This window comes from Actinospica sp. (genome assembly GCF_035552695.1).
GTDB lineage: Bacteria > Actinomycetota > Actinomycetes > Streptomycetales > Catenulisporaceae > Actinospica.
Map to the genome: position 1 here is coordinate 17396 of NZ_DASZKT010000029.1, position 21943 is coordinate 39338.

General features: G+C 71.2%; 22 protein-coding genes. 5 read left to right on the forward strand and 17 right to left on the reverse strand.

The annotated features are described in order from the left end of the window. Nucleotides 1-137: 137 nt before the first annotated feature. The 3 genes from VG296_RS04710 to VG296_RS04720 all read right to left on the reverse strand — a co-directional run bounded on the left by VG296_RS04710 (nucleotide 138) and on the right by VG296_RS04720 (nucleotide 2722). Complete coding sequence (locus VG296_RS04710) at nucleotides 138-845, reverse strand: VOC family protein (RefSeq protein ID WP_325563430.1); 708 nt, start codon at nucleotides 843-845, stop codon at nucleotides 138-140. Then, nucleotides 829-2064 (reverse strand): MFS transporter, encoded by a 1236-nt coding sequence (locus VG296_RS04715; protein WP_325563432.1) that lies wholly within the window; start codon nucleotides 2062-2064, stop codon nucleotides 829-831. The genes VG296_RS04710 and VG296_RS04715 overlap by 17 nt, the downstream gene beginning before the upstream one ends. 115 nt (nucleotides 2065-2179) lie before the next feature. Further along, nucleotides 2180-2722 (reverse strand): TetR/AcrR family transcriptional regulator, encoded by a 543-nt coding sequence (locus VG296_RS04720; protein ID WP_325563434.1) that lies wholly within the window; start codon nucleotides 2720-2722, stop codon nucleotides 2180-2182. Nucleotides 2723-2794: 72 nt separating this feature from the next. Here VG296_RS04720 and VG296_RS04725 point away from each other — a divergent pair, with 72 nt between their 5' ends. Both VG296_RS04725 and VG296_RS04730 read left to right on the forward strand, forming a co-directional pair. Then, nucleotides 2795-3730: a TIGR03619 family F420-dependent LLM class oxidoreductase gene (locus tag VG296_RS04725; protein WP_325563435.1), complete on the forward strand. Its 936-nt coding sequence runs from the start codon at nucleotides 2795-2797 to the stop codon at nucleotides 3728-3730. Nucleotides 3731-3803: 73 nt separating this feature from the next. Then, nucleotides 3804-3926 carry a hypothetical protein gene (locus VG296_RS04730; protein ID WP_325563436.1) on the forward strand — a complete coding sequence of 41 codons (123 nt, stop codon included), beginning with the start codon at nucleotides 3804-3806 and terminating at the stop codon, nucleotides 3924-3926. A 51-nt stretch (nucleotides 3927-3977) separates the two neighbouring features. Here the strand turns inward: VG296_RS04730 and VG296_RS04735 are convergent, their stop codons facing one another. From VG296_RS04735 to VG296_RS04755, 5 genes are all read right to left on the reverse strand, one after another. Further along, complete coding sequence (locus VG296_RS04735) at nucleotides 3978-4460, reverse strand: SRPBCC family protein (RefSeq protein WP_325563673.1); 483 nt, start codon at nucleotides 4458-4460, stop codon at nucleotides 3978-3980. A 5-nt stretch (nucleotides 4461-4465) separates the two neighbouring features. Continuing rightward, nucleotides 4466-4810: a metalloregulator ArsR/SmtB family transcription factor gene (locus VG296_RS04740; RefSeq protein WP_325563437.1), complete on the reverse strand. Its 345-nt coding sequence runs from the start codon at nucleotides 4808-4810 to the stop codon at nucleotides 4466-4468. A 69-nt stretch (nucleotides 4811-4879) separates the two neighbouring features. Continuing rightward, nucleotides 4880-6298, reverse strand: coding sequence for a long-chain fatty acid--CoA ligase (locus VG296_RS04745; RefSeq protein ID WP_325563439.1), 1419 nt, complete (start codon nucleotides 6296-6298; stop codon nucleotides 4880-4882). A 31-nt stretch (nucleotides 6299-6329) separates the two neighbouring features. Further along, entirely contained in the window at nucleotides 6330-7541 is a 1212-nt protein-coding gene (locus tag VG296_RS04750) for an acyl-CoA dehydrogenase family protein (protein WP_325563441.1), read from the reverse strand. Between the two features lie 5 nt (nucleotides 7542-7546). Then, nucleotides 7547-8563, reverse strand: a complete 1017-nt coding sequence (locus VG296_RS04755) for a phosphotransferase family protein (protein WP_325563443.1) — start codon at nucleotides 8561-8563, stop codon at nucleotides 7547-7549. Nucleotides 8564-8715: 152 nt separating this feature from the next. Between VG296_RS04755 and VG296_RS04760 the strand changes: the two genes are divergently transcribed. Continuing rightward, nucleotides 8716-9330 (forward strand): TetR/AcrR family transcriptional regulator, encoded by a 615-nt coding sequence (locus VG296_RS04760; protein ID WP_349259463.1) that lies wholly within the window; start codon nucleotides 8716-8718, stop codon nucleotides 9328-9330. Here the strand turns inward: VG296_RS04760 and VG296_RS04765 are convergent. Then, on the reverse strand, nucleotides 9319-10074 hold the full coding sequence (locus VG296_RS04765; RefSeq protein WP_325563445.1) for an SDR family oxidoreductase: 756 nt from the start codon (nucleotides 10072-10074) through the stop codon (nucleotides 9319-9321). The two genes, VG296_RS04760 and VG296_RS04765, sit on opposite strands and share 12 nt — an antisense overlap. Nucleotides 10075-10232: 158 nt before the next feature. On the opposite strand from VG296_RS04765, the gene VG296_RS04770 reads away from it, so the two are divergent. Further along, nucleotides 10233-11003, forward strand: coding sequence for an SDR family oxidoreductase (locus tag VG296_RS04770; RefSeq protein ID WP_325563447.1), 771 nt, complete (start codon nucleotides 10233-10235; stop codon nucleotides 11001-11003). 71 nt (nucleotides 11004-11074) lie between these two features. On the opposite strand, the gene VG296_RS04775 is transcribed toward VG296_RS04770, so the two are convergent. The 8 genes from VG296_RS04775 to VG296_RS04810 all read right to left on the reverse strand — a co-directional run bounded on the left by VG296_RS04775 (nucleotide 11075) and on the right by VG296_RS04810 (nucleotide 20063). Next, on the reverse strand, nucleotides 11075-12826 hold the full coding sequence (locus VG296_RS04775) for a sialidase family protein (RefSeq protein WP_325563449.1): 1752 nt from the start codon (nucleotides 12824-12826) through the stop codon (nucleotides 11075-11077). Between the two features lie 712 nt (nucleotides 12827-13538). Then, nucleotides 13539-14723: a 4-hydroxybenzoate 3-monooxygenase gene (locus tag VG296_RS04780; protein ID WP_325563451.1), complete on the reverse strand. Its 1185-nt coding sequence runs from the start codon at nucleotides 14721-14723 to the stop codon at nucleotides 13539-13541. Continuing rightward, nucleotides 14720-15901 carry a 4-carboxymuconolactone decarboxylase gene (gene pcaC / locus VG296_RS04785; protein WP_325563452.1) on the reverse strand — a complete coding sequence of 394 codons (1182 nt, stop codon included), beginning with the start codon at nucleotides 15899-15901 and terminating at the stop codon, nucleotides 14720-14722. The genes VG296_RS04780 and pcaC overlap by 4 nt, the downstream gene beginning before the upstream one ends. Before the next feature lie 11 nt (nucleotides 15902-15912). Further along, nucleotides 15913-17304: a 3-carboxy-cis,cis-muconate cycloisomerase gene (pcaB, locus tag VG296_RS04790; protein WP_325563454.1), complete on the reverse strand. Its 1392-nt coding sequence runs from the start codon at nucleotides 17302-17304 to the stop codon at nucleotides 15913-15915. After that, nucleotides 17291-17869: a protocatechuate 3,4-dioxygenase subunit alpha gene (pcaG, locus tag VG296_RS04795; RefSeq protein ID WP_325563456.1), complete on the reverse strand. Its 579-nt coding sequence runs from the start codon at nucleotides 17867-17869 to the stop codon at nucleotides 17291-17293. The genes pcaB and pcaG overlap by 14 nt, the downstream gene beginning before the upstream one ends. After that, nucleotides 17866-18606, reverse strand: coding sequence for a protocatechuate 3,4-dioxygenase subunit beta (pcaH, locus tag VG296_RS04800; protein WP_325563458.1), 741 nt, complete (start codon nucleotides 18604-18606; stop codon nucleotides 17866-17868). The genes pcaG and pcaH overlap by 4 nt, the downstream gene beginning before the upstream one ends. A gap of 6 nt (nucleotides 18607-18612) precedes the next feature. Beyond that, nucleotides 18613-19260, reverse strand: coding sequence for a CoA transferase subunit B (locus tag VG296_RS04805; protein ID WP_325563460.1), 648 nt, complete (start codon nucleotides 19258-19260; stop codon nucleotides 18613-18615). Continuing rightward, on the reverse strand, nucleotides 19260-20063 hold the full coding sequence (locus VG296_RS04810; protein WP_325563462.1) for a CoA transferase subunit A: 804 nt from the start codon (nucleotides 20061-20063) through the stop codon (nucleotides 19260-19262). The genes VG296_RS04805 and VG296_RS04810 overlap by 1 nt, the downstream gene beginning before the upstream one ends. Before the next feature lie 141 nt (nucleotides 20064-20204). Here VG296_RS04810 and VG296_RS04815 point away from each other — a divergent pair, with 141 nt between their 5' ends. Then, nucleotides 20205-21917: an IclR family transcriptional regulator domain-containing protein gene (locus VG296_RS04815; RefSeq protein ID WP_325563464.1), complete on the forward strand. Its 1713-nt coding sequence runs from the start codon at nucleotides 20205-20207 to the stop codon at nucleotides 21915-21917. Nucleotides 21918-21943: the final 26 nt, after the last annotated feature.

Here is a 21943-nt window from a genome sequence, read left to right on the forward strand (position 1 = left end):
TTCCATGAGTAGTTCTCATGAAACCAGGAACGCGACCGGATCGTTTCGTTATCACGACATTATCCACACCCAAAGCAGGCACCTGTGTCACATGCGTGCACTTTGGCAACAGACTCTTGATATAATTTACGAGCCGCTCAGGAGACCCCGAACTCGTTCTGCTCGGGGTCGAGCAGCAGGCCGTCCGCGCGGCGGGCGCCCTCGATGACCAGGCGGCTGGTCTCGACGGCGACGTGCGAGCCGGGGTTCGGCGTGACGCGCAGGTAGACGCGGTTCTGGCCGGCCTTCTCGGCGAGCGGCGGCCCCAGCACCAGCATCGGGCAGCGGATGTCGTCGGCGTGCCGCATGGCCAGGCCCCAGTCGCCCTCGGCCACCACGTTCCAGGCCGGGCCGGCCGCCGCCGTCCAGAACTTGCTCTGCGCCTGCGGGTCGGCGGCGTCCTGGCACACGGCCGCCCAGTGCACGCCGATGCCGACGGCGCGTCCGTACCAGTCGTCGTCCGAGTCGGGCACCGAGCGCGGGACCGGCGCGGTGACCGCGCCCGAGCCGAGGACCGCGCCGCCGTCCAGCTCGTCCACCGGGGTCGGCGGCTGCAGGCAGAACTCGTTGCCCTCCGGGTCGGCCAGCACCTCCCAGGGCACGTCGCCCTGCCCGATGTCGGCGCGCACGGCACCGAGCTCCAGCAGCCGCTCGAGCTGCTCGGGCCCGCCCTTCAGGTCGAGGTGCACGCGGTTCTTCGCCTGCTTCGGGCCCGCGGCCTCGACGAAGCGCAGAGCAAGACCGTTCGCGCCGTCCATGACGTCCTCGCCGAGGACGCGCGTCCAGAACTCAGACAGCGACCTCACATCTGACGCCTGGATCACCACTCCGCTCAACCGCGTCGCCATGGTTACCCCTGTCCTCTATGTGCCGACCCCGAGGAACGAACCTAGCACTCAGAGCGATCGCGACGCAGACTCCGATGACAACTGCGTACCCGATTCGCATCGAGGTGGCCGCGCTGACGAATCCGATCACGACCGGCCCGAGCAGCAGGCCGCTGTAGCCGAACGTGCTCGCGGCGGCGATCGCGCGCTCGGTGTCGGCGCCGCCGGCGGCTCCGGCCAACGACATGGCGAGCGGGGTCACCACGCACACGCCGAGACCGACGAGGGCGAAACCGGCCAGCGCGAGTGTGGGAGTCGGCGCGAAGACCACGAGCGCGAACGCGGCGGCCGCGACCACGCCCGCCGACATGATCAACGTGCGCGCGCCGAGACGCGTGGTGAGCCGGTCGGCGAACATCCGGCCGAGGAACATCGAGGCCTCGAACATCGGATATCCGAGCGCCGCGACGGTCTCCACCGATCCGAGCGAGTCACGCAGGTACACGCCGCTCCAGTCGGCGATGGAGCCCTCGGTGAGGTAGCTGCAGAAGACGAGCGCGCCGAACAGGTAGACGAGCAGCGGGAGACGCGGGCGCGGGGACTCGGCGTGCCCGGCGGACGAGGTACGCGCGGACTCGGGCAGGTAGAGCGGGCCGACCGCGAGCGTCAGCGGCAGGCCGACCACGGCGAAGAGACACAGCGCGCCGGTGAATCCGAAGCCGAGCCACGCGGTGGCCGCACCGACCAGTCCACCGGCGACGGCGCCGAGCGACCAGCCCGCGTGCATGCCGCCCATCAGCGGACGTCCGTAGGCGCGCTCGACGGTCGAGGCCTGCGTGTTCATCGCGACGTCGACCAGGCCGAAGCAGAGCCCGAATACCAGCCCGGCGGCGATCAGCAGTGCGTAGTTCGGCGCGAGGCCGACCAGCGCGAGACAGAACGCCGTGCCGGGCAGCGCGAACCGCAGCACGTTCCGGCTGCCGTGGCGGCCGATGATCCGGCCCGCGATGGTCATCGTGATCAGCGCGCCGACGCCCCAGCCGAGGACCTCGAGGCCGAGCTGCGCGTCGGTGAGGTCGAGTTTCTGCTTGAGCGCGGGCATGCGCACCGTCCACACCGCGCACAGCGCGCCGGCGAGGGCGAAGGTGGACAGGATGCCGAGTCGGGCTCGGCCGAGGCGACGACGGTCGGGGGACATGGGTACCAAGCTCCTTGGTTCGGCGCACGGCGGCGCCGGGGTCAAGCACAGAATCGGGGGCACCGGCGGCGAGGCCTGCGCGGTGCGGTTCGGGTGCGGTGCGGACGGACGCCGGTCAGGACGCCGGGGAGGGCGCCGGCGCGAGCGCCAGCAACCGCTCGCGCAGGGCGCTGAGACGTTCGGGGCCGAGCAGCGACGGATCGAGCTCCGCGGCCTCCCACAGGCCGTCGGCGGCGAGCCGGGCGAGCTGGGAGAGATCGGGGTCGGGTTCCTCGGCGAGGCCGTCGTTCAGCCAGCGGCGCTGCGCCCGCGCGAACGGCTGCCGCAGCGCCGGGTCGGTGGCCGCGGCGCACGCGGCGGCCCAGCGGCGGCGGGCCACATCCGCGTCCTGCGCGGTCAGCACGGCGAAGGTCGCCTCGACGTACGCGCGGGTGTACCAGCCGGGGCGTTCGAGCCGGAAGGACTCGATGAGCTCGTCGAAGCCCGCGATCAGCCGCTCGATCAACGCGGTGATCAGCGCGTCCTTGCCGGCGAAGTGGTAGAGCAGGCCGCCCTTGCTCACGCCCGCCCGCGCCGCGACGGCCGCCAGGGTCAGCCCCTGGGAACCGTGCTCGGCGAGCACGGCCTCGGCGGAGTCGAGCAGGCGTTCGCGGACCATGCTCCTACTGTACCGTCCGGACGGTACAGTAGGCTAGTCGGTTTCTCCCCCGTATGCCTCTAAGCTGTGCCCATGGAGATCGGAATCGGCGCACCGGTGTCGGGGGCCTGGGCGGGACCGGCCGAGTTGGCGAAGTTCGGGGGCCTGGCCGAAGAGCTCGGGTACGCCTCGCTGTGGACGTTCCAGCGGCTGCTCTCCCCGGCCGACGGCGGCGGGGGCGTGGTGTATCAGAGCGTGCTCGATCCGCTGATCTCGCTCGCGTACCTCGCGGCGCACACCTCGCGCGCACGGCTGGGCGTGGCCGTCGTGAACCTGCCGTTCGTCTCCCCCACGCACCTGGCGAAGCAGGCCTCGACGCTCGACGTGCTGTCCGACGGCCGCCTCGACCTCGGGCTCGGCATCGGCTGGTCGCCGCTGGAGTTCACGGCCGGCAACGTCACGACCGCGCGGCGCGGGGCCAGGACCGAGGAGTTCGTCGCGGCGCTGCGCGCGCAGTGGGCTGATTCACCGGTGCACTTCGAGGGCGAGTTCTACACCGTGCCGGTGAGCCGGATGGATCCGAAGCCCGTGCAGCGCCCCGGCCCGCCGATCCTGCTCGGCGGCGCGGTTCCGGCGGCGATGGAGCGGGCCGGACGGCTGGCGGACGGCTGGATGAGCCGCAGCGGCACGGTCCTGGCGAGTATCGCGTCCGACGTCGCGATCGTGCGCGAAGCCGCCGAGCGCGCCGGCCGCGATCCGGACAGGCTGCGCATCATCACCCGCGGCGTCGTGCGCTACGACCCGACCGGCGCCGGCACCGCGGACGACGAGGGCAACCGCCTGCGGCTTTCCGGTTCCGCCGAGCAGATCCGCGAGGACGTGGGGTGGCTCGCCGAGCAGGGTGTGACAGAGCTCTTCTACGACCTCAACTGGGATCCGCGGATCGGCAACCCGGCGGCCGACCACGCCGCGGCGGTCGAGCGCGCCGAGGAGATCCTCCGCGCGCTCTCCCCGCGAACCGCCACGTAAACGGGACGTAGCTCACAGACTCCCCGCACCGGTCCTTACTGTTCGCTTAACAGTCGCTCGTCATGATCGATCCATGAGCTACGAACGACAGCTGCGCCGCGCCGAGACCGACACCCGGGTCCGGCCCAGGATCCTGCCCACGCTGGTCACGGGCATCGGCCTCGCCCTGGCACTCCTGCTGCTGCGCTTCGCATAAGCCGCGAGCAGGCGCTCCCCCTCGCGGATCGGGCCGCGGCCCACGCCGGGCTCAGGTCAGGTGGGCCAGCTCGCGCGCGACGCCCTCGAGCAGGACCAGCGCGTCCGCCAGGCCGTCCTCCATGCCCGAGCCGAGATGCATGTCCCGGCTCACCTTGCCGTCGTGCTCGATCAGCAGCTCCAGGTACGTCCGGCCGTCCTTCTCGGTGAAGGTGGTCGTGTTGAGCGCCGGGTGCTCCGGGGCGCCGGAGAACGTCTCGGTGCTGACCAGCCGCTCGTCCGGCACCACCTCGCGGTACTCGCCGTGGAACTCCATCTCGTAGCCGCCGCCCGCGCGGGCCGCGTAGCGGTACTTGCCGCCCACCCGCACGTCCATCTCGATCGCGGTGACCTCCGCCCGGTTCGCGTGCCACCAGCGGCGCAGCAGGTCCGGCTCGGTGAACGCCCGCCACACCAGGTGCCGCGGCGCGTCGAACTCGCGGGTGATCAGAATCTGCGTGTCGGTCGGGGTGCTCACCTGCATCTTCTTGCCCATCGTGCTCACTCCTGTCCTTCTTGTCGGTCCTTGAGTTCCTCCAGCACGGTGTCCAGGAGCTCGAAGCGCTCCTCCCAGAGGCGTTCGTAGTCCTTGACCCAGTCGTAGACGGCGCGCAGCGGCCCAGGGTCGAGCCGGTATATCCGCTGCCGGCCCTCGTCGCGGACCTGGACCAGCCCCACCTCGCGCAGCACGCGCAGGTGCTTGGAGACCACGGGCTGGGCCACGCCGAGCCGTTCGACCAGGGCGTTCACCGTGCTTTCGCCGCGCGCCAGGGCGTCCAATATCTCCCGCCGCCGCGGTTCGGCGACGGCGTTGAACGCGTCCGTGGTGGTCGCCGCTCTTGCCATGGCACCATCGTATGCCTATATCGGCATACGTCAAGAAGACACAGGATCGGAGTTGTCGGGCGACCGTTGTCAGGCGACCTGGCGCAGCTCGCGCTTGAGGACCTTTCCGGAGGCGTTGCGGGGCAGCTGGGCGACGAAGCGCACCTCGCGCGGGCACTTGTAGGCCGCGAGCGAGGTCCGGCAGAACTCGATGACCTCGTCGGCGGCCGGCTCGCTCGCATCGGGCTTGAGGACGATCACCGCGACGATCTCCTCGCCGAGCCGCTCGTCCGGGCGGCCGAGCACGGCGGCCTCGCGGATCGCGGGGTGCCGATATAAGACCTCCTCCACCTCGCGCGGGTACACGTTGAATCCGCCGCGGATGATCATGTCCTTGATACGGTCGACGATGTAGTAGAAGCCGTCCTCGTCCACGTAGCCGAGGTCGCCGGTGTGCAGCCAGCCGTCCACGAGCGTCTGGCCGGTCGCCTCCGGGTCGTCGTGGTAGCCGGTCATCACGACGTGCCCCTTCATCAGCAGTTCGCCGACGTGATCGGGCCCGGTCAGGCCCTCGGCGCCGGCTATCCGCGCCTGCACGCCCCACAGCGGCATGCCGATCGAGCCGACGCGACGGGCACCCGGCCGGTTCACGAAGCCCGCGGCGCCGGTCTCGGACATGCCGAAGCCTTCGAGCACTGTCACGCCGAACTTCTGTTCGAAGCCTTCTATCAGGGCCTTGGGCATCGGCGCTCCGCCGCAGGACGCGACGCGGAACGCGCTCAGGTCGCGGTCGCCGACGTCCGCCATCAGCAGTGCGTGGTACATCGTCGGCACGCCCAGGCTGATGGTCACGCCGTGCCTCGCCATCGCGTCGAGCACCGCGCCGGCCTCGAACTTGCGCACGAGGCTCATCGTCGAGCCGTACCGCACGACGCTGTTCAGGCTGCATGAGAGCCCGTATATGTGGAACAGCGGCAGGGCGGCGAGCGTGACGTCCTCGGGCATCGCGCCGAAGGTCTCGGAGGCGACCGTGCAGCTCATGTAGAGCTGGAAGTGGCTGAGTTCGGCGCCCTTGGGCCGGCCGGTCGTGCCGCTGGTGTAGATGATGACGGCCGTGTCCTGCGGGTTCGTGGCGGCGACGTCCGCCGCGTACTTGGCGGCGGCGCACAGCGAGACGACGTCCTCCGCGTCGTCGATGTGCTTGCGCGCGCCCGAGTGGCCGATCATGTACGCCGTCTCCGGCTCGGTGAGCAGCGGGTTCACCGGAACCACGACGCAGCCCGCCTTGAGAATCCCGTAGTACGCGACGAGGAACTCCGGCACGTTCGGCAGCTGCACGGCCACCCGATCGCCGCGCTCCAGGCCCTCGGCCAGCAGCGCGGCGGCGAACCGGCCGGCCAGCTCGTCCAGTTCGGCGTACGTGATGTCCCGCTCGGCCGTTCGGCAGACGTACTTGCCGGGGTGGCTGAGGGCTGATTCGCTCAGCGTCGTGGCGAGGTTGAAGACCATGGCGACTCCTTTGTCTTGGCCCGTACAGTCCTTACTTCCCCGCTCTTACCTGCCCGCGCGCCGCCGACTGCCGGGCGAGCTCGGTCTTGGCGAGAGAGCGGCGGTGCACCTCGTCCGGGCCGTCGGCCAGCCGCAGCGTGCGGGCCGCCGCCCAGAGCTCGGCGAGCACGAAGTCCTGGCTGACGCCGCCGCCGCCGTGCGCCTGGATCGCCTTGTCCAGCACCCATTCCGCCATCGAGGGAACGCCGATCTTGATGGCCTGGATCTCGGTGTGCGCGCCCTTGTTGCCGACCGTGTCCATCAGCCACGCGGTCTTGAGCACGAGCAGCCTGGCCTGTTCGATCCGCACCCGCGACTCGGCGATCCACTCGCGGATCACGCCCTGTTCGGCCAGCGGCCTGCCGAACGCGATCCGGGATTCGGTGCGCTCGCACATCAACGCCAGGCCGCGCTCGGCCATCCCGATCAGCCGCATGCAGTGGTGGATGCGGCCGGGGCCGAGCCGGGCCTGCGAGATCGCGAAGCCCTCGCCCTCCCCCGCGATCAGGTTCGCCGCCGGGACGCGCACCCCGTGGAAGCGGACCTCGGCGTGGCCGCCGTGCCACTCGTCGCGGTAGCCGAAGACCTGCATCGGCCGCACGATCTCGACCCCGGGCGTGTCCCGCGGCACCAGGATCATCGACTGCTGGCGATGCCGGGCCGCCTCCAGGTCGGTCTTGCCCATGACGATGAATAGTTTGGCGTTCGGGTTCATCGCCCCCGACGCGTACCACTTCCGGCCGTCGATGACGTAGTCCTCGCCGTCCTTGCGGATCCGGGTCTCGATGTTCGTCGCGTCGGAGGAGGCGACGTCGGGCTCCGTCATGCAGAACGCGGAGCGGATCTCGCCGCCCAGCAGCGGCTCGAGCCACCGCTCCTTCTGCTCGGGCGTGCCGAACTGCGCGAGCACCTCCATGTTGCCGGTGTCCGGCGCGCTGCAGTTCACCGCCTCGGGCGCGAGCTTCGGGCTCCAGCCGGTGATCTCGGCGAGCGGCGCGTAGGACAGGTTCGGCAGCTCGCAGAAGAAGTTCCACAGCCCGCGCTCCCGCGCCGCCGACTTCAGCTCCTCGATCAGCGGCGGCGTCGAGAAATCAGTGGACTGAGACTGCTCCATGCGCTGCTCGGCCGGATAGACGTGCTCGTCCATGAATTCCAGGAGCCGGGAGCGAAGCTTCTCGGTCTCGGCGTCGAAATTGAAGTCCACGGGTATCAGACTCCTTCGGTGAGGATCGCGTGGCCGCGCTCGACGAGTACCGGGACGGCATCGCCGATGCGCTCGAACCCTGCGCCGACGGTCTGGCCGGCGCGGAAGCGGAAGTGGATGCCCTCGGAGATGACCGCGAGCTTGAAGGTGGCGAACGCCAGGTACCAGCGCAGGTGGTCGAGCTCGGCGCCGCCCGCCGCGACGTAGCGCTCGGTGAAGGCCTCGGGCCCGGGGAACTCGGCCCCGGGCGGGACCGCGCCGAACATGCCCTTCCCGGAGACCAGCAGCTCCCAGTAGAGCAGCAGCGCGCCGATGTCGGTGAGCGGATCGCCGAGCGTGGCCATCTCCCAGTCCACGACGGCCGCGATCCGGTCGTCGTCGCCGAAGATGACGTTGTCGAGCCGGTAGTCGCCGTGCACGATCGTGGCGCGCGGAGACTTCGGCAGCTCGGCGGCGAGCCGGTCGCGCAGCTCGTCGATGCCGGGCAGCTCGCGGCTGCGCGAGGCGGCGAGCTGCTTGCTCCAGCGGGCCAGCTGCCGTTCCAGGTATCCGTCGGGGCGGCCGAACGCGCCGAGGCCGACGCTCTCCGGATCCACCGAATGGAGTCGGGCCAGCACCTCGGCGAGCTCTCCGGCGAGCGTCGTCAGGCGCGGCAGGCCGAGCGCGGCCGCCGATTCCGCGGTCCGGTAGACCTGGCCGACGACGTTCTGCATGAGGTAGAACGGCGCGCCGAGCACCTCGGGGTCTTCGCAGAGCTCGTATGTCTCGGGGACCGGCACCTCGGTCGGCGCCAGCGCGGTCATCACCCGGTACTCGCGGGCCATGTCGTGCGCGGTGGCCAGCACGTGGCCCAGCGGCGGGCGGCGTACGATCCAGGAGCGGCGTTCGTCGCACACGAGGTACGTCAGGTTGGACCGGCCGCCGGAGACGAGCTCGCCGGACAGCGGGCCGCGGCCCAGATACCCGGCGAGGGCGGCCAGGTCGAGCCCGGGGAGCGCTCTCCCGCTATTGTCTTCCGTCATGACGCGCCCTTTCCGCTCATCCTTCGCGCCGAGCTAAGCGCTTGCTTACACTGGTGTGCGGCGGCGTGTCCGCCGAACGGAAGGAGCACAGCGAGATGTCCGAGGCGAGCACCGCGCGACTCGACGAGGCACAGGCCCGCGGCCTGGCCGAGATGTGGGACGACGGGACGGGCCACCTGGGCCCGGCCAGCGCCCGCCGGCTGCTGGTCGCGGCCGTGGACGCCTTCGCCGCGCGCGGCTACCACGGCACCTCGACCCGGGACATCGCCGACCGCGCGGGACTGAGCCCGGCCGGCGTGTACGTGCACTTCGCCTCCAAGGAGGATCTGTTCTACCGGATCACCCTGGTGGGCCACCAGCGGACGCTGCACAACGCGGTGCTCGCCGTGCAGGAGGTCGGCGACGGCGGTCCGGCGGCGCGGCTGCACGCGGTGATCGAGGCGCAGACCACGTGGCAGGCCAGGCACCACACCACCGCGCGGGTCGTCGAGTACGACCTGCCGTGCCTCTCGCCGGAGCACTACGAGGAGGTCTCCGCGCTGCGCCGCGAGATCACCGCGCTGGTGCGCGGCATCCTGCACGAGGGCGTGCGGGCCGGGGTCTTCGACGTGCCGAACGTGGACGGGACGACCCTCGCGCTGCTTTCGATGGTCACGGACGTGGCCCGCTGGTACCCGTCGAACAGCCGCCAGCCGCCCGAGGAGCTCGGCAAGCTGTACGCCGACCTCGCGCTGCGCATGGCCGCGCCGCATACCTCAGACTCCTGACTTGAGCAGCAGCCCGCCGTCCAGCACGAGGGTCTGCCCGGTGACCCAGCCGGCGTCCTGCGAGGCCAGGAAGGCCACCGCCCCGGCGATGTCGTCCGGCACGCCGAGCCGGCCGAGCGGATAGCCGGCGGCCACCTTCTCCTCGCGGCCCTCGTAGAGCGCGGCCGCGAAGTCGGTCTTGACGATCGCCGGGGCGACCGCGTTCACCCGGATCCGCGGGCTGAGCTCCTCGGCGAGCTGCACGGTCAACTGCATCAGCGCGGCCTTGCTGGCGCCGTAGGCCCCGATCATCGAGGCGGGCCCGAGCCCGGCCACCGACGCCACGTTGACCACCGCGCCGCCGTGCTCGCCCATCCACGCCTTGTGCGCCTCGCGCACCCAGGCCAGCGCCGAGATCACATTGACCTCGAACACCTTGCGGAAGGCGACCGGGTCGAGGTCGATCATCCGGCCGTAGACCGGGTTGATCCCGGCGTTGTTGACGAGGATGTCCAGCGAGCCGAAGGCCTCCAGCGTGCACGCGACGGCCTTCGCCTGGTGCTCCGGGTCGTCCGCCCGGCCCGCCACGGCGATCGCGTGCTCCGTGCCGCCGAGCGCCTCCACCGCCTCGACCAGCGCCTCGGTGCGCCGCGCCGTGACGCACACCCGGGCCCCCTCGTCAACGAGCCGGCGGGCGATCGCCAGCCCGATACCCCGGCTCGCCCCGGTGATCAACGCGGTCTTTCCGTGCAGGTCGCGCACCATCGCTCCGTTCGCTGTGTAAGTTCCCGCGCCGCTTCGCGCGCCCGCTTCCACGAGCACTAAGCGATCGCTTAGGATCTCGCCTAGAATGCAACCGCGGCCCCGGCCTGTCAATGACCCGGGCGGCGGCCGAGCAACGGCGGATGGTCGAGGAGGACCGGATGGGGCTGGATCTGAACGGCGCGGGCGTGGTGGTCACGGGCGCCGGTGCGGGCATCGGCGCGGCGATGGCGCGGCGGTTCGCGGCGGCGGGCGCGCGGGTGGTCGTCAACGACCTCGACGCGGACAAGGTCTCCGTCGTCGCGGCGGAGATCGGCGCGTTCGCGGTCCCCGGCGACGCCGCGTCGGCCGAGGGAGTCGAGGCCCTCGTGTCCGTCGCCGCCGGCCATCTCGGCGCCATCGACCTGTTCTGCGCCAACGCGGGCGTCGGCGGCGCGCCGTCGCTGGAGGACGAGGCGGGCTGGGAGCTCGCCTGGAACGTCAACGTGCTGGCTCACGTCCGGGCCGCGCGCGCCCTGCTCCCCGGCTGGCTCGAGCGTGGCCGCGGCCACTTCCTGGCGACGGTCTCGGCCGCGGGCCTGCTGACGATGCTCAGCGCCCCCGCGTACTCGGTCACCAAGCACGGCGCGCTGGCCTTCGCGGAGTGGCTGAGCGCGACGTACGGCGACAAGGGCATCACGGTCCAGGCGCTGTGCCCGCAGGGCGTGCGCACGGCGATGATGGCGTCCACCGGCAAGGCGGGCGAAGTGCTGCTCGCCCCCTCCGCGATCTCCCCGGAAGACGTGGCCGACACCGTCATGTCGGCCCTCGAGGACAGTCGCTTCCTGATCCTGCCGCACCCCGAGGTCGCCGAGTACTACGCCGCACGCGCCGCGTCCCCCGACCACTGGCTCGCCTCGATGCGCAAGCTTCAAGCCGCGATCGAGGCGTAGCGAGCAGTCGGGGGACGCGTCGTCCGAGATCAATGCGACGTCGGCGCGTCGCCGTTACCAGATCGGGGTCGCTACCAGATCGGGATCGCCTGCGTGTCCACGGTCTGATGCGGCGTGTCGACGCCCGGGTGGCCGCGGAAGTCGGTCCACACCGGGTGCAGCATGCCGTCCCAGCCGATGACGGCCGCCGAGTAGTCGCCGATGAACTCGCCCTGCAGCACGGTCCCGCTGACCAGGCCGGTGCCGACGAACTGGACCTGCGGGTTCGCCGACTGCGTGGTGATGCGGTGCTGCGACGAGGTCCGGCCGTTCCAGCCGATCGTCGTGTAGGCGTAGTCGAGGTCGATGCCCGACGGGTCGTAGGAGCGCGTGTAGTAGGTGACGGCGACCTTCCCGCCGAACGCGGCGACCGCCGGGAAGACCACGTCGCCGCCGGGCTCCGCGGCCGCCACCGGGCTCCAGTTCCGGCCGTCGGCGGACCCTGCGATGAACGCGGTGCCGTCGGTCTTCACCGACGCCCCGGTGGAGTCGTACTGCCCGTTGCGGTCGTCGGCCCAGGTGACGTAGAGGTGCTGGGTCAGCGGGTCCACCGTGAGCTGCGGATACGAGTTGATCCGGAAGTTCTCGCCGGTCAGCGTGTCATTGGCGACGTCCGGGTTGTACGGGAAGTCGTAGTTCTGCCCGACCTGCTCGTTCGTCCACGTCTTGCCGTGGTCGCGGGAGTACGCGATGACGGTCGCGTCGTGGTCGCTCGCGCCGTTGCAGGCCAGCGTGGCGCAGACGGTGCCTTCGTAGGCCACGTACACGGTGCCGTCGGCGGTGACCTGCGGGTTCGAACCCTGCGCGAACGCCGTCAGGCCGCCGGAGAAGTTCGTCGTCGTCGGGGAGATGCGGTAGGCGTCCGACCAGCTGCGGCCCTGGTTGTCAGAGGTCTTCACGACGATCGGCGACTCGACATAGTTGCCCGCCGAGTCGTACGTGAAGCGAGTCCAGGTCACGTACACCTTGCCGGTGCGCGGATCGACGGAGATCCAGTTCTTGTCGTTGAAGTAGTTCGTCGGCGTCGCGGTTCCGTCCGGCAGCACGCCGTCGAGCTGCACGACGCTCGGCGCACCCCACGTCAACCCGCCGTCGTGCGAGACCGAGACGGCGATGCCCGAGCCCGCATTGAGCCGCGAGAAGACGATGTTGGTGTAGTAGACGGTGTTGTGCGGCCCGAAAGCGAGCACCGGGTCGCCCGCCGAGTCCATATCGGACAGGGCGCCGGTCGCGCCGGTCTGGTACGTCAGGCCGGGCAGCTCAACGTTCTTCCACGTCCTCCCGCCGTCGAACGACGTGTACGCCCAGCCCGACGAGTCGTTGCGGCCCTCCCGCGAGTTGAAGACCCGGTAGTCGTTCGATCCGGCCACCAGGTTCCGGGGGTTCTGCGGATTGACCGCGACGGTCGTCTCGTTCTGCGCCGAGTAACACCCGGTCTGGCTACCGACGTTGACGACTGTGTCGCCATTGATCGCGTCCACATTCGGCGCGATCGAGTTGTACACGTGCGTATCACCCGCGTACGACTGGCACAGCGCCGAAAGCGCGGTCGAGTCGGGCTGGGGGTCCTGCTCACGCGGCAGCACGTAGCTGAGCAGCGGATTGTGCGAGGCCGTGTCGGCGATGACGGTCCTGGGCGTGGCCGCAGCCGCGGCACCAGCCGCCTTGGCATTGGCAGTCGCAGTGGCCGCCATCGCCGCCGGAGCCGCCACGAAGCCGCCGGCAACCAACGCCGTCGCCGCGACGAGCCCTCCCCACGCGCAACGAGCACGAGTTCTGATCATGCGGGTAACCCCTCCCTCGGTCCAGTGGGCAGGGGTGAAGCTAGGGCCGCCGACACCCTCTTGCCAAGACCCTGCCGAGGAAGAGACAGAACTTTAACTTTATCTAGCGAGTTCGATACACAGCCGTAGCCGGTGCGGCCGGACCCGACGACACGTGTCCGACCGCCGATCCGCGAGCTGCTATGGGATCTCTCACGCGCGGTGATTATCGCGATGCGCTATGCCAGTATGGGTTCGCGGGCGGTAGCGATGGTGAGGGGGATGGGTGCTGAGCATTCCACTGCGCGGAGACTTCCGGTACATCCACCAGCCGCTTCCGATCACCGACACGGCGATACCCGTACTCGGCCGCGAAGACCTGGCGAAGACCTGGCGGAGCGGATCGGCGATCGGCTCAGATATTCGCGCGGCGGAGCGTTCCTCGTCACCGGCTTCCGCGGAGTGGCTCCGGAGCAATTCTCCGGCGTGCGCTCAGGCATCGCGTCGGATGTCTTCGCTCTGGGATCGTTCTCTATGAGTGCCTTCACGGGACGCCGCCATGGTCTGGCGGTAGTTCGATGGCGGAGGTCGTCTACCGCGTCCTCCACGAGGAGGTCTCGGTCGACGAGCTTCCCGCGAGCGAACCGCTGAGAGCGCTCATACTGCCACCGTCATCGCGAACTCCAGCCGCGAAACGCGGTGAGCTGATCGACCGCAAGCCGCCGAAACTGCCCTAGAGCGCCACGCCGACGTAGTTCTCGGCCAGTTCGGCGGCGGCGTGGGGGGAGGATGCGATGCGGTCGAGTTGGGAGAGCTGGAGGCGGGCGTCGAAGGCGGTCTGGTCGGGGTCGGAGTGCAGGGTCGAGGTCATGAAGTAGGAGAAGTGCTCGGCGCGCCAGACGCGGCGGAGGCAGGTGTCGGAGTAGGCGGCGAGGGCAGAGTCGTCGCCGGTGGTGTGGAGTTCGATGAAGGCGCGGGCGAGGACGGTGACGTCGGCGGCGGCGAGGTTGAGGCCCTTGGCACCGGTCGGGGGGACGATGTGGGCGGCGTCGCCGGCGAGGAGGACTCGGCCCCAGCGCATCGGCTCGGTGACGCTGCTGCGGAGCGGCAGGACCGCGCGCTGGGTGATGGGGCCGCGCTGGAGCTTCCAGTCGGCATCGACGGCGAACCTGGCGTCGAGTTCGTCCCAGATCTGCTCGTCGGTCCACGCATTGGGGTCGGTGCCGTTCGGGACCTGCAGGTACAGTCGGCTGACCGTGTGCGAACGCATGCTGAGCAGGGCGAAGCCGCGCGGCGAGTGGGCGTAGATCAGCTCGTCGCTGGACGGCGGGACGTCGGCGAGGATGCCGAACCAGGAGAACGGATACACCCGCTCGTACGTGGTGAGCGCGCTTTCCGGGATCGCCTGGCGGGCGACGCCGTGGTAGCCGTCGCAGCCGACCACGTAGTCGCACGTCAGGGTTCGATCTTCGCCCTCGTACGTGTAGTGGATCGTCGGGCTCGCGGTGTCCGCGCCGGTGACGCCGGTCGCGGTCGCCTGGAACAGCAGCGGCGCGCCGTCGGCCAGCTGCAGCTTGATCAGGTCCTTGACGACCTCGGTCTGGGCGTAGACCCACACGCGCTTGCCGCCGGTGAGCTTCGGGAAGTCGATGCGGTGCCGGCGGCCGCTCCAGCTGAGTTCGATGCCGTCGTGCGGCAGGCCCTCGCGTTCCAGCCGCTCCCCCGCCCCGCTGGCGCGCAGCACGTCCACCGTGGACTGCTCGAGCACGCCGGCGCGCTGGCGCTGCTCGACGTACGGCCGGTCGCGCGTCTCGAGGACGACGCAGTCGACGCCCGCCTGGTGCAGCAGGCGCGCCAGCAGCAGCCCGGCGGGGCCCGCGCCGACTATGCCGACGGTGGTGCGCTTCGGTGCGTTCACGGTATCTCTCTCGTTTCCTGGGCCGCGGCGGCGGCCGTCTCGTCGAGGACGCGCTGCGCGACGGCGAAGGCCGCGTTCGCGGCGGGTACGCCGCAGTAGATCGCGGTCTGCAGCAGCACTTCGCCGATCTCGTCGGGTGTCAGGCCATTGGTACGTGCGGCGCGGACGTGCATCGCGAGTTCCTCGAGGTGGCCGTGCGCGACGAGTGCGGTCAGCGTGACGCAGCTGCGGGTGCGCCGGTCGAGGCCGGGGCGCGTCCAGATCTCGCCCCATGCGTAGCGCGTGATCAGGTCTTGGAAGGGCTGGGTGAACGGCGTCGTCCTGGCGATGGCGCGATCCACGTGCGCGTCGCCGAGGACTTCGCGGCGTACGGCCATTCCGGCGGCGTAGCGCGAGCCCGAGAAGTGCGTGAGCAGGGCGGCGGCGACCGCGTCCGGAGCCTCGTACGGGGCGAGGTGGCCGACGCCCGGAAGCTCGATGAGGCCGCTGCCCGCGATGCCGTCGGCGAGTTCGCGGGCGTGCGCGGGCGGGGTGGCGGGGTCACCGCGTCCCGCGATGACGAGCGTGGGGGCGGTGATGTCCGCCAGAGCGGGCGTGAGATCAAGGGCTGCGATGGCGTCGCAGCAGGCTGCGTAGCCGCGGGGATCGACGGCCCGGTGCGTGGCGATCAGTGCGGCCGTGGCGGGCGACGTGCGGGCCGGTGAGTCGGCGGGGAACCAGCGGTCGGGGGCGGTGTCGGCGAGTTCGGTCATCGCCCGGGTGCCTTCCGACCGGACCTTCTCCGCGCGGGCCCGCCAGTTTGCCGGGTCGCCGAAGTGCGCGGACGAGCAGCAGATCGCCAGCGACGCGACCCGGTCGGGGTGGTGCGCCGCGAGGTATGTGCCGATCGCGCCGCCGAACGAGTCGCCCGCGTAGTCGAACGCGCCGATGCCGAGGCTGTCCGCGAGGGCGAGTACGAGTGCTGCGAAGTCGGCGACCGTGGCCGAGCCGTCGCCGGGCACGAGGCCGGCCGGGCTGCCGCCGTGGCCGGGGAGGTTCCAGCGCACGACGGCGCGGTCCCGGGCGAGCGTGGGCACGACGGCGTCCCACAGCGCGCCGGTCGTGCCGATCGAGGCGCCGAGGAACAGCGGCGGGCGGGGCGACGCGGGGCCGTCGATCGAGTAATTGAGGGAGGACATAGGAAGGGCCCTTACTTGGTCTTGCGGGGGACGCGCCGGAGGGCGCGGTCGACGAGGTCCGGTGCGGCGCCGAGATACCGTGCCGGATCGAGCAGGTCGGCCAGTTCGTCCGGGCTGAGCCGGTCCGCGTCGACGAGCGCCCTGATCTCGGGCTCGTCGATGAGGGTCTCGGTCAGCGAGCTGCCCTCGGCCCCGGCCGCCTTGGAAGCCGCGGTGAGCACCTTGCGCGCCCCGGCGCGGCCGAGGAGCGGCTCGAGGGCGCCGGCGAGCCCTTCAGAGACGATGAGGCCGCCGCTCGCGGCCAAGTTCTCGGCCAGTCTCGCCGGCCGCGCGTCGAGGCCTTCAGCCAGCTCGGCCGCGAGTTCCGCCGCGGTGCCGACCTGCCGGAGCATCTGCCGCAGCGTCTCCCACTCGGCGTGCCACGCGCCGGCGGGCCGCTCGTCCTCGGCGACCATCGACGCGTACAGCACGCCGGCCAGCGCGGGAGTCTGCCGCGCGGCCGCGGCGATGAGCGTGGCGTTCACCGGGTTCGCCTTGTGCGGCATCGCGGACGAGCCGCCCGCGCCGCCGTTCCGCTGGCTGATCTCAGCGATCTCGGTGCGCCCGAGCACGAGCACGTCCGCGGCGAACTTGCCGAGCGCGCCCGCGGCCAGCGCGAGCGCCCCGCCGAGCTCCGCGATCGGCGTGCGCAGGACATGCCAGGGAAGGGCCGGAACGTCGAGTCCCGTTTCGGCGGCGAAGGACTCGATGAGTGGAAACACGGCGGCGGGGTCCTCGGACGGGACCAGCGCGGCCAACGTTCCCGCGGCACCGCCGAGCTGCGCGGGGAAGGAGAGCGCGGCGAGCCGGTCGTGCGCGTCCAGGGCGAGGCTGCGCCAGCCCGCCGCCTTGAGGCCGAAGGTGGTGGGCACGGCGTGCTGCGTCAGGGTTCGGCCGGCCATCGGGGTGCCGCGATGCCGCTCAGCGAGGTCGGCGAGCGCGGAGGCGACCCGGTCGAGATCGCCGAGGATGACGATGCGCGCCCGGTCCGCCACCAGCATCGTCGCGGTGTCGATGATGTCCTGGCTGGTGGCGCCGCGGTGGACGGAGGCGGCGACCTCCTCGGGCAGGGCCTCGCGCAGCGCCGCGACCAGCGGGATCACCGGGTTTCCGCCGGCGCGTGCGTCGAGGGCGATCTGCCGCAGGTCGAAGTCGTTCGCGAGCGCCGCCGACGTGATCGCCTCGGCCGCCCGCCTCGGCACGACGCCGGCCGTCGCCTGCGCCCGCGCGAGCGCCGCCTCCGCGTCGAGCAGGCTTTGGAGGTACGCGCCGTCGCCCGTCTCGGCCTCCACACGGCTCCCGGCACGTCCGGGGGCGAGCAGGCCCAGGTCGAGCGCCGAGGCGGCGCGCTCAGGCGAAGTCAAGGAACACCGTCTCCTCCGGCTCCTCCCCTTGGAGCCTGACGTCGAAGCGGTACGCGCGTCCGTCCTGCCGGGCGCGCAGCGTGCCGCGGCGCTCCGGTGTCAGGCTGCTGAGCAGCGCGTCGTCCGGCGTGCCCGGAAGATAGATACGAGTGTAAAGGTGATGCAACAACCCGCGGGCGAAGACGCCGACCGCGATGTACGGCGTGTCGGCCGCCGGGGGCAGCGTGTGCAGCGCCCAGTGGCCGTCGCCGGTCGTGGCCGCTCGGCCGAAGCCGGTGAAGCGCACGCCGTCCCGGCCCAGCAGTTCGCCGTTGGCCGCGTCCACCCGCAGCGAGCCGGGACTTCCCGCGCGCGAGCCGTCCGGCCCGGCCTGCCAGAAGTCGAGGATCGCGTCGGGGATCGGGCGCCCCTCGCCGTCGTAGACGTATCCGTGCACGGTGATCGTGTCCGGGTGCCCGGCCGGGGCCACGTCGGGGCCGCCGGGGAACGGCAGCGCGTAGCCGAAGAAGGGGCCGACCGTCTGCGAGGGCGTGGGCTCGAGCTTCAATTCATCCGTCGGGCTCACTGCGACTCCTCCTCGAAGTAGGTGGCGGACGGGCCGTCGAGCACGAGGTCGAAGCGGTAGCCGAGGGAGAACTCGGACACCGAGCGTTCGTGCTCGTACACGGCGATCAGACGCTGCTGCGCGGCCGGGTCGGTGACCGACTGGAAGATCGGGTCGTAGGCGAACAGCGGGTCGCCCGGGAAGTACATCTGGGTGACCAGCCGCTGCGTGAACGCGTTCCCGAACAGCGAGAAGTGGATGTGCGCGGGCCGCCAGGCGTTGACGTGGTTGCCCCACGGGTACGGACCGGGCTTGATCGTCGTGAACAGGTATTCGCCGTCGTCGTCGGTCAGCGTCCGGCCGGCGCCGGTGAAGTTCGGGTCCAGCGGCGCGGGGTGCTGCTCGCGGCGGTGCACGTAGCGGCCGGCGGCGTTGGCCTGCCAGATCTCGACGAGCTGGTTGCGCACGGGACGCCCGGCGCGGTCGGTGACGCGGCCGGAGACCGTCATCCGCTCGCCGATCGGCTCGCCGCTGTGCTGCCGCGTCAGGTCCGCGTCGAGCTCGGTGACGTCGCCGGTGCCGAATACGGGCGTCCACAACTCGATCGCGTCCGGATCGGCGACGAGCGCCAGCGGCTGCTTCGGGCTTCGCAGGATGCTGCTGCGGTACGGAGGCCAGTACCGCGGCGGGTGGCCGCCCGGCGCGGTCTGGCCGGCGTATTCGGCGATCTCCTTGTCGATCTCCTGCTGGGTGACCATCGTTGCTCAGTTCCCTTCGATGCTCGGCGCCAGTATCGGAGCGGCCGTCCTCTTGCGCAGCTCCGCCTCGTCGACCCCGGGCGCGGTCTCCACCAGCCGCAAGCCGTTCGGGGTCACGTCGAGCACCCCGAGGTCGGTGATGATCCGGTGCACGCAGCGGCGTCCGGTCAGCGGAAGCGTGCACTCGGGGAGGATCTTGGCATCGCCGTTCTTGGTGACGTGCTCCATCAGGACGATGACGCGCCGGGCGCCGTGCACCAGGTCCATCGCGCCGCCCATACCCTTGATCATCTTGCCGGGCACGGCCCAGTTGGCCAGGTCCCCGGTCTCCGAGACCTGCATCGCGCCGAGCATGGCGACATCCACGTGGCCGCCGCGGATCATGCCGAAGGACAGCGAGGAGTCGAAGAAGGCCGAGCCGGGCAGTACGGTGACGGTCTCCTTGCCCGCGTTGATCAGGTCGGCGTCGAGGTCCTCCGGGTACGGGTACGGTCCGACGCCGAGGATGCCGTTCTCCGAGTGCAGCGTCACGTCCACGCCCGCCGGCAGGTGGTTCGGGATCAGGGTCGGCAGGCCGATGCCGAGGTTGACGTACGCGCCGTCCGGCAGCTCGGCGGCCGCGCGCGCGGCCATCTGCTCACGAGTCCAGGCCATCAGGCGCACACTTCCTCGTCCATGGGAATCTCGTGTGCCGGGGTCGGGCGGACGCTTATGGTCCGCTTCTCGATGCCCTTGTCGGCGGCCTGCTCCGGGGTCAGCGCGAGCACCCGCTGCACGAAGATGCCGGGCAGGTGCACCGAATCCGGCTCGAGTTCGCCGGGTTCGACGAGTTCTTCCACCTCGGCGATGGTGACGCGTCCGGCCATCGCGGCGAGCGGGTTGAAGTTGCGCGAGGCCTTGCGGAATACGAGGTTGCCGTCGCGGTCGCCCTTCCACGCGCGGACGAGGGCGAAGTCGGTGCGGATGCCGCGTTCGAGCACGTACTCGACGCCGTCGAATTCGCGCACCTCCTTCTTGGGCGAGGCGACCAGCACGCTGCCGTCCGGGGCGTAACGCCAGGGCAGGCCGCCCTCGGCGACCTGGGTGCCGACGCCGGCCGGGGTGAAGAAGGCGGGAATCCCGGCACCGCCGGCGCGCAGCCGCTCGGCGAGGGTGCCCTGCGGGGTCAGTTCGAGTTCGAGTTCACCCGACAGGTAGCGTCGCGCGAACTCCTTGTTCTCCCCGACGTAGCTGCCGGTGACGCGGACGATCCGCCCGGCGCCGAGCAGGATGCCGAGGCCGCCGCCGTCCACGCCGCAGTTGTTCGACACGACGCTCAGATCCTCAGCGCCCCGCTCGAACAGCGCCTCGATGAGCACGTTCGGGACGCCGCTCAGGCCGAATCCGCCGACCGCCAGGGACGCGCCGTCCCCGATGTCCGCCACCGCGTCGGCCGCCGTGGCCACCGCCTTGTCCATGGAACCTCGCGCTTGTTCGCCAGATGAACTATATTTCACTCCTAGGGCGAGTCTGCTGTCCGCGCCGCCGCTTGTCAACGGCCCGAGCGAGGCGCGGCGGCTAGAGTTCGAGTCGCGAAGGAACGTGGCAGGAAGGCCGGCATGACGCAGACACCGCACCCGGACGAGAGCGTCGGGCCGCTGGAACGCGGTTTCGCGGTGCTGCGCGCGCTCGCCGCGGCGCCGGGCGGCCGGCTGCGGCCGAGCGAGCTGACCAAGGGCACGGGCCTGGCACGTTCGACGGTGGACCGGGTGGCGGCGACGCTCGCCGAGCTCGGCTACCTGCGCGCCGAGGGCGACGGCCGCGACCTGGTGCTGGCGCCCGCCGCGGCCCGGCCCGGCAACGCCTACCTGCGCGGATGCGGGCTGCCCGGGCTGCTGGCGCCGCTGGCCGAGGAGCTGTCGGCGCAGCTGGACGAGTCGGTCTCGCTCGCGGTGCCCGACCGGGAATCGGTGCGCTTCATCCTGCAGATCAAGCGCCGCAGGGCGCTCTCCGTGTCGTTCCGGGTGGGCGACGCGCTGCCCGCCGAACGCTGCGCGCCGGGGGCGATCTTCGCGCACGCCTGGGGCGACGCGCAGTTCGCGGCGTGGCAGGCGCGGCTGGATCAGGACCCTGGCTACGAGGGTTTCCCGGCGCTGCCCACGCATCGGCCGGAGAAGGAGTCGGTGGCCTCGTTCCGGCAGCGGATCGCCCGGGCGGCGAGAGTCGGCTGCGCGGAGGACGATCAGCTCATTGAGAAGGGTCTGATCGCGCTGGCGGTTCCGGTGTACGACGCGGCCGGGGACGTGGCGGGAGCGCTGAGCGTGGTCAGCCACACGAGCCGGCAGACCGTCGCGTCGCTGCGCGAGTCGGCGCTGCCCACGCTGCTGAAGACGGCGAAGGCGATGAGCATGCGGCTGGCCGAGTCGGTCTCGCTCGCGGCGCCGGAGGATCCGGGTGCTGATCCGGCCGCCGATTCCGGTTCCGCCGCGGATCCGGACCTTTATCCGGATCCTGCCGCGTTCGCCGCCGATCCGACCGCGGCGGCGAAGGAGCAGCTCGGTCCCGAGTATCTGCAGTCGCTCGCCCGCGGACTGAGTGTGCTGTCGGTCCTCGGCGAGGGCGGAACGCGCGGTCTGACGCTGTCCGAGGCGGCCGCGGCGACCGGACTGCCGCGGGCCACCGCGCGTCGTTCGCTGCTGACCTCCGTGCGGCAGGGCTACGTCGCGACGGACGGCAACCGATTCAGGATCCTGCCACGCGTGCTCGAACTCGGATACGCGCGACTCAGCCAGCTGACGCTCGGCCAGTTGGCGCTGCCGCACCTGGAGCAGGTCGCCCGGACCGTGCACGAGTCGGCGTCGATGGCCGTGCTGGACGGCGACGACGTGCGCTACGTGGCGCGGGCGGCGGCAGGCCGGATCATGAGCGTGGACATCTTGATAGGCACGCGTTTCCCGGCCTTCGCGACCTCGATGGGCCGCGTCCTGCTGGCGGACCACTCCCCCGCGCGGCGCGCGCGATTCCTCGAGTCGGCGCGCATCAGAGCACTGACCCGGCACACCGTCACCGATCCGGCCGCGCTGCTCCGCATCCTCGAGGGCGTGGCGAAAGACGGTTACGCGCTGGTGGACCAGGAGCTCGAAGAGGGCCTGCGGTCGATGGCCGTTCCGGTGCGCGACCCGTCCGGCGCGGCGGTCGCCGCCGTCAACGTCTCGATGCACGCCGCGCGGACGAGCGCGGCCGAGGCGCGCGCGTCCGTGCTGCCGGTACTGCGCGAAGCCGCCGCCGCGATCGCCGCTGATCTTGCGCTGCTGTCCTTCACGGCGCATTAGCTGCCATTCGCGGCGCGTTTGCCCCG

What these genes read in the sequence shown, in the direction of transcription:
- VG296_RS04715 (WP_325563432.1), bottom strand. Translation starts at nt 2,064, where the DNA reads ATGTCCCCCGACCGTCGTCGCCTCGGCCGAGCCCGACTCGGCATCCTG.
- VG296_RS04720 (WP_325563434.1), bottom strand. Translation starts at nt 2,722, where the DNA reads ATGGTCCGCGAACGCCTGCTCGACTCCGCCGAGGCCGTGCTCGCCGAG.
- VG296_RS04725 (WP_325563435.1), top strand. Translation starts at nt 2,795, where the DNA reads ATGGAGATCGGAATCGGCGCACCGGTGTCGGGGGCCTGGGCGGGACCG.
- VG296_RS04730 (WP_325563436.1), top strand. Translation starts at nt 3,804, where the DNA reads ATGAGCTACGAACGACAGCTGCGCCGCGCCGAGACCGACACCCGGGTC.
- VG296_RS04735 (WP_325563673.1), bottom strand. Translation starts at nt 4,460, where the DNA reads ATGGGCAAGAAGATGCAGGTGAGCACCCCGACCGACACGCAGATTCTG.
- VG296_RS04740 (WP_325563437.1), bottom strand. Translation starts at nt 4,810, where the DNA reads ATGGCAAGAGCGGCGACCACCACGGACGCGTTCAACGCCGTCGCCGAA.
- VG296_RS04745 (WP_325563439.1), bottom strand. Translation starts at nt 6,298, where the DNA reads ATGGTCTTCAACCTCGCCACGACGCTGAGCGAATCAGCCCTCAGCCAC.
- VG296_RS04755 (WP_325563443.1), bottom strand. Translation starts at nt 8,563, where the DNA reads ATGACGGAAGACAATAGCGGGAGAGCGCTCCCCGGGCTCGACCTGGCC.
- VG296_RS04760 (WP_349259463.1), top strand. Translation starts at nt 8,716, where the DNA reads ATGTGGGACGACGGGACGGGCCACCTGGGCCCGGCCAGCGCCCGCCGG.
- VG296_RS04765 (WP_325563445.1), bottom strand. Translation starts at nt 10,074, where the DNA reads ATGGTGCGCGACCTGCACGGAAAGACCGCGTTGATCACCGGGGCGAGC.
- VG296_RS04770 (WP_325563447.1), top strand. Translation starts at nt 10,233, where the DNA reads ATGGGGCTGGATCTGAACGGCGCGGGCGTGGTGGTCACGGGCGCCGGT.
- VG296_RS04775 (WP_325563449.1), bottom strand. Translation starts at nt 12,826, where the DNA reads ATGATCAGAACTCGTGCTCGTTGCGCGTGGGGAGGGCTCGTCGCGGCG.
- pcaC (WP_325563452.1), bottom strand. Translation starts at nt 15,901, where the DNA reads ATGTCCTCCCTCAATTACTCGATCGACGGCCCCGCGTCGCCCCGCCCG.
- pcaH (WP_325563458.1), bottom strand. Translation starts at nt 18,606, where the DNA reads ATGGTCACCCAGCAGGAGATCGACAAGGAGATCGCCGAATACGCCGGC.
- VG296_RS04805 (WP_325563460.1), bottom strand. Translation starts at nt 19,260, where the DNA reads ATGGCCTGGACTCGTGAGCAGATGGCCGCGCGCGCGGCCGCCGAGCTG.
- VG296_RS04810 (WP_325563462.1), bottom strand. Translation starts at nt 20,063, where the DNA reads ATGGACAAGGCGGTGGCCACGGCGGCCGACGCGGTGGCGGACATCGGG.
- VG296_RS04815 (WP_325563464.1), top strand. Translation starts at nt 20,205, where the DNA reads ATGACGCAGACACCGCACCCGGACGAGAGCGTCGGGCCGCTGGAACGC.